The sequence below is a fragment of the Mesobacillus sp. genome (assembly GCF_049588175.1).
Lineage (GTDB): Bacteria > Bacillota > Bacilli > Bacillales > Cytobacillaceae > Mesobacillus.
The window spans coordinates 1-4,577 of record NZ_JBAVFI010000192.1 but is presented as its reverse complement, the minus strand read 5'-3'; the positions used below and the strand labels follow the sequence as shown (position 1 = coordinate 4,577).

Below are 4,577 nucleotides of genomic sequence, written 5' to 3'. Positions count from 1 at the left end.
CTATCGAGGTTGCCCATTTAAAAGGGAATATTGAATTCCGTGATGTTACGTTCAGCTATGACAACAACAAGCCGGTCCTTGAGGGGATTGACCTGAAAATTAACCATGGCGAAACAGTCGCCTTTGTCGGACCATCAGGGGCGGGCAAAACGACGATTTGCTCGCTGATTCCTCGTTTTTATGATGTGAACAACGGTGGCATCTTCATTGATGGAATCGATATTCGCGATATGACGAAAAAATCGCTGCGCTCCCAGATCGGGATTGTCCAGCAGGATGTCTTTCTGTTCACAGGAACGCTCCGCGAAAATATCGCTTATGGTTCACTTGGTGCGAAGTTCGAAGATATAGTTCGAGCCGCAAAGCAGGCCCATTTAGAAGATTTCATCGCGTCATTGCCGGATGGTTATGAAACTCAAATCGGAGAGCGCGGACTGAAGCTGTCAGGCGGGCAGAAGCAGCGAATCGCGATTGCCAGGATGTTTCTCAAGAATCCGCCAATCCTCATCTTGGATGAAGCAACCTCAGCACTAGATACTGAGACTGAAAGAATTATCCAAGGCGCGCTCGCCGATCTATCCAAAAATAGGACTACACTTGTCATCGCGCACAGACTGGCAACGATTCGCAGCGCAGACAAAATCGTCGTGGTAACGGAAGACGGAATTGCCGAAGAGGGCAGCCATGATGAGTTGATCGAACAGGGAGGCATCTTTGCAAATCTTCATAAGGTGCAGTTTGAGACTTCTATTTAAAAATGGTTTATTTTTCCTCTCGATTTGCTATGATGTAAATAGATAGTCCAAATTAATCATGCTGAGGTGATGTAACATGACAGATATGGTTATGTACATAATGATCTTTTCGATTCCGCTCGTCGCCATTATCACAAGCCATTATCAAAAAATAGCCAAGATCAAACACAACATGATTAAAGACGAAATTGAACTCGAACGACTCAAGCATGAAAACTTCCTGCTTGAAACCGAGAAAATGAAAATCGAACTGAACCAGATGAAGCTTGAGAGTCCACTGGAAAATACGAAGGTCCTGTAGTTACCAAAGCCCCTCTTTTTAGAGGGGTTTCTTTATGGTAAGCATATAGGAAATAAAATATAAAAGAGAGTGTGTTTATCATATAGGAGCCACTGTTGTTAATATTTCTAATACTACTACCAGTTGAGGACAATTGATAGACCAGGTCTCAAATGCACATTCATAACTTGGGGGAATACTAAAGTGGATACATTTTTGATGTATGGAAGCTATTATGGGACAATCGCGGTCATTGCCGTTTCTGCTGTATATTTATTTAATAAAGCACAATCTATTAAAATGAAAAATAAAAGCTTATCCTATTTTATTTTTTGTCTTGGGCTGAATATCCTTGCAGCCCCCATCGCATTTTTCATTGGGGGGATGGCTACGGATTCACCAGAGAGTAATTTCTTCGATTTTTTCAAAGGGTTTCTATTCATTCAGACGATTCCCCTTATTTTGCTGATCATCAGTGGATTGATGCTATTAATTGATAAAAAACAGAAGAAAGCATAGCTCGAAACTACTTTTTCTCGAACCCTCAATTGTGAGGGTTTTTTTCTTTCGGTAAAAAATGGTTAAAAATCCCTTGTAAAATTTTATGAAATGTTATATAGTACATTACAACAGTAATGCACTATGGACCTGTTAAAGGAGGTACGGGATTGATCCTTAATTCAGATAGCATGAAACCAATTTACATCCAAATAGCTGAGTGGCTGGAAACGGAGATCCTCAGCGAGAGTATCAAGATGGATGAGAAGGTGTATTCCCAATACCAGCTTGCGGAGATGCTGAACATCAATCCAGCGACAGCGGCAAAAGGGTTGAATATTTTAGCGGATGAAAACATCCTATATAAAAAGCGCGGTCTTGGGATGTTCGTATCCGCAGAAGCGAAGGGAATTATTACTGTGAAACGGAGGAATCAGACATTGAAGTCATTGGTGGCAGAATTGGTGAGAGAAGCTGAACACCTCCAGGTGACGGTAGAGGAATTGATTGCAATGATCCAGGAAGCGAAACGGGAACTAAAGGGGGAGTAAACGGTGAGTGTACTGGAGTTCAATATGGTAACCAAAGCATATGGAAAGAAAAAAGCCCTGGATGATCTTACATTTTCACTGGGGGAAAATAAGATTACCGGCCTTATTGGCAGGAATGGTGCCGGCAAGACGACGATGCTGAAAATTGCAGCCGGTTTTATAAAAGAAACGTCAGGGGACATAAGGGTTTTTGGCGAATATCCATTTAATAATTTAATGGTATCGGCGAATCTGATCATGATTGATAATGACATGAATTTGCCGGCGGCCCTGAACCTGGAGGAACTTCTCGAGACTGCAGCCGACTTTTACCCGAACTGGGACATGAAACTGGCTAGGAACCTGTTCGACTATTTTTCTCTCCACCCAAAGCAGACCCATGCAGGGCTGTCAAAGGGAATGAAGAATACATTCAACGCGATTTTAGGATTGGCGGCACGCTGTCCTTTGACCATTTTCGATGAACCGACAAACGGAATGGATGCAGGTGTCAGGAAGGATTTTTACCGGGCGCTGCTGAAGGATTATATCGCCCATCCGCGGACGATCATCATCTCAAGCCATCATTTGAGTGAGGTCGAGGACATCCTGGAAGATATTCTTCTGCTGAAGGACGGGAAGCAATTTTTGCATATGCCTGTTGAAGAACTGCGTGAGTATGCGATCGTCGTCAGTGGTAAAGAGGAAGCCGTCAACCATTGGCTTCGCAGTCATGAAGTATTCCATAAGAGCGAGGAAAGTTTTGGCCGGACGTATGGAGTCATCCGCAATGAACTTTCCGATGACCAGATTGCGGCTGCGATAAAAAGCGGCCTGGAGTTCTCGACGATTTCAAATGAGGATCTCTGTCTGTACTTGACGAGCCAGGAGAAGGGTGGGATTGATGATGTATTTAACAAAGGTTAGTCTGTGGGATATTGTAAAAAAACAGTTCCGCTTCAAGCTCAAATCCTTTCGCGGCATGTTCACATCATTGATGCTGCTGCAAGTAATGGCCATCCTGTTTTCTCTTGGCGGAGAAGGCGGAGGGGGCGGAGGCTCTGATACTTTCAGCTACGATATGAAAAACTACTCGGGCAATATCATTATCGCCTTCATGATGATCTGGGCCTTCATTTCAGCCATTGTCGTTACGACCCAGGCCTATCGGTATGATGATTATACTTTTGTGGCCAACAGGCTGAGCAGCCATTTAGCGAACATCCTGTTCCTCGGCTGGGCAAGTGTGATCGGCGGAGTTACATTTGTGCTTGCAAGTCAATCGTTAAAGATGGTGATTTTTTTCCTGAAGGATCGAGAGTTCATCGTAAGCCAGCATTTGACAGTCCTGCAAATGGCTGAGGGTGCTGCTGCCACCATCCTGTATCTGTTCCTGTTCACCGCAATCGGCTACCTGGTAGGCATGCTGGTCCAAAGGAGCAAGGTTTTTATGATCATTATTCCTGGGCTCCTTTTCGGCAGTCTTTTCCTAAATGTATTCCTGGCCAGTGAGTCAACCTTTGTGATTGATATCGGACAAATTTTTGTGAGAGAAACGTCCTTTCTGTTGTTTGCGTTAAAAGTACTGGTTGCTTCCGCGTTTGCCTACGGAATCTCGGCCTGGATCTCGAACAGCCTGGAGGTGAGGAAATGAGCATAGTCTTTCTGGTATTCATTATCATCCTGCTGATGCTTAGTTTCGGAGGTTTTTCCAATAAGCTTTTTGGAGCAAGGTTCATGAGCGGAAGCGGGACCACGAAAATTTTCGCAGCATACTTCATGATCCTGCTGGTGGCTGGGATTCTATCACTTATGGTAACCGTGGAGGATACCTTCAAAGGTGATTATCTTACTGATAAGGAAATAGAAGAATACGATAGGCTGAATGGTGATATTTATCATACTATTGAATCCGGGAAGGTTGATGAAGCAGAAGGACTCATCAAAAAAGACTCCTGGGAATTTTCACTCAAAGATCAGCTTTTGGACGTTAAGAATATGAATCAGAATGCACAAATCTTCATTGAAAAGGTGGATTCCCTTGAGGGGAAAGTGGAAGTGACTCATTACTCTACTTATTCCTATTTAGACAATATTGATATAACCGACCGTTTCCCATCACCAGAGATCGAAATGGCTGATGCAACTCTGAAAATCTTTCCTATCGACCCTGTAACAATCAAAGTTGTAAAGTTTTCGAATGCATTTCCATTCACGCAGTTCTCCGAATACGGAGAGCAAAACAGCAACGGATATGGAATGATGCAAGGAATGGAGTTCCTTTATATCCGGGTTCCTGCTGATACAGAAATCAGCGGTGACGGGCAAGTGATTAACTAAACTGGAAACCCCTCTTCTTTGAGGGGGTTCTGACTGTATACAAATTCGATAAAAATCGAGCTTGTTAAAGTTTTTAAAATTGGTTGAAATGTAAAAAACGGGTCTGTTGATTTTCGTTCCAGGCGCTTCGCTTTCCGCGGGGCTGGCGCTGAGCCTCCTCGTCGCTTCGCTCCT

7 protein-coding genes are annotated in these 4,577 nt (G+C 43.6%); all 7 read left to right on the top strand.

Annotated elements, in window-relative coordinates; all coding sequences use genetic code 11:
• On the top strand, positions 1-755 hold a 755-nt coding region (locus WB217_RS04805), incomplete at its 5' end, for an ABC transporter ATP-binding protein (RefSeq protein ID WP_423991155.1).
• Between the two features lie 76 nt (positions 756-831).
• Entirely contained in the window at positions 832-1,056 is a 225-nt protein-coding gene (locus WB217_RS04800) for a hypothetical protein (RefSeq protein ID WP_423991153.1), read from the top strand.
• A 183-nt stretch (positions 1,057-1,239) separates the two neighbouring features.
• Positions 1,240-1,554, top strand: a complete 315-nt coding sequence (locus WB217_RS04795) for a hypothetical protein (RefSeq protein ID WP_423991151.1) — start codon at positions 1,240-1,242, stop codon at positions 1,552-1,554.
• 149 nt (positions 1,555-1,703) lie between these two features.
• Entirely contained in the window at positions 1,704-2,084 is a 381-nt protein-coding gene (locus WB217_RS04790; protein ID WP_423991149.1) for a GntR family transcriptional regulator, read from the top strand.
• A gap of 3 nt (positions 2,085-2,087) precedes the next feature.
• Positions 2,088-2,990: an ATP-binding cassette domain-containing protein gene (locus WB217_RS04785; protein WP_423991147.1), complete on the top strand. Its 903-nt coding sequence runs from the start codon at positions 2,088-2,090 to the stop codon at positions 2,988-2,990.
• A complete protein-coding gene (locus WB217_RS04780) occupies positions 2,971-3,717 on the top strand; it encodes a hypothetical protein (RefSeq protein WP_423991145.1) in 747 nt (248 codons plus the stop codon). The genes WB217_RS04785 and WB217_RS04780 overlap by 20 nt, the downstream gene beginning before the upstream one ends.
• Complete coding sequence (locus WB217_RS04775; protein ID WP_423991143.1) at positions 3,714-4,403, top strand: hypothetical protein; 690 nt, start codon at positions 3,714-3,716, stop codon at positions 4,401-4,403. Before WB217_RS04780 ends, WB217_RS04775 begins: the two co-directional genes overlap by 4 nt.
• The last annotated feature ends 174 nt before the right edge of the window (positions 4,404-4,577 follow it).

Excerpts from the sequence above, each read along its gene's own strand:
- WB217_RS04775 (WP_423991143.1), top strand. The coding sequence starts at position 3,714 with ATGAGCATAGTCTTTCTGGTATTCATTATCATCCTGCTGATGCTTAGT.
- WB217_RS04800 (WP_423991153.1), top strand. The coding sequence starts at position 832 with ATGACAGATATGGTTATGTACATAATGATCTTTTCGATTCCGCTCGTC.
- WB217_RS04780 (WP_423991145.1), top strand. The coding sequence starts at position 2,971 with ATGTATTTAACAAAGGTTAGTCTGTGGGATATTGTAAAAAAACAGTTC.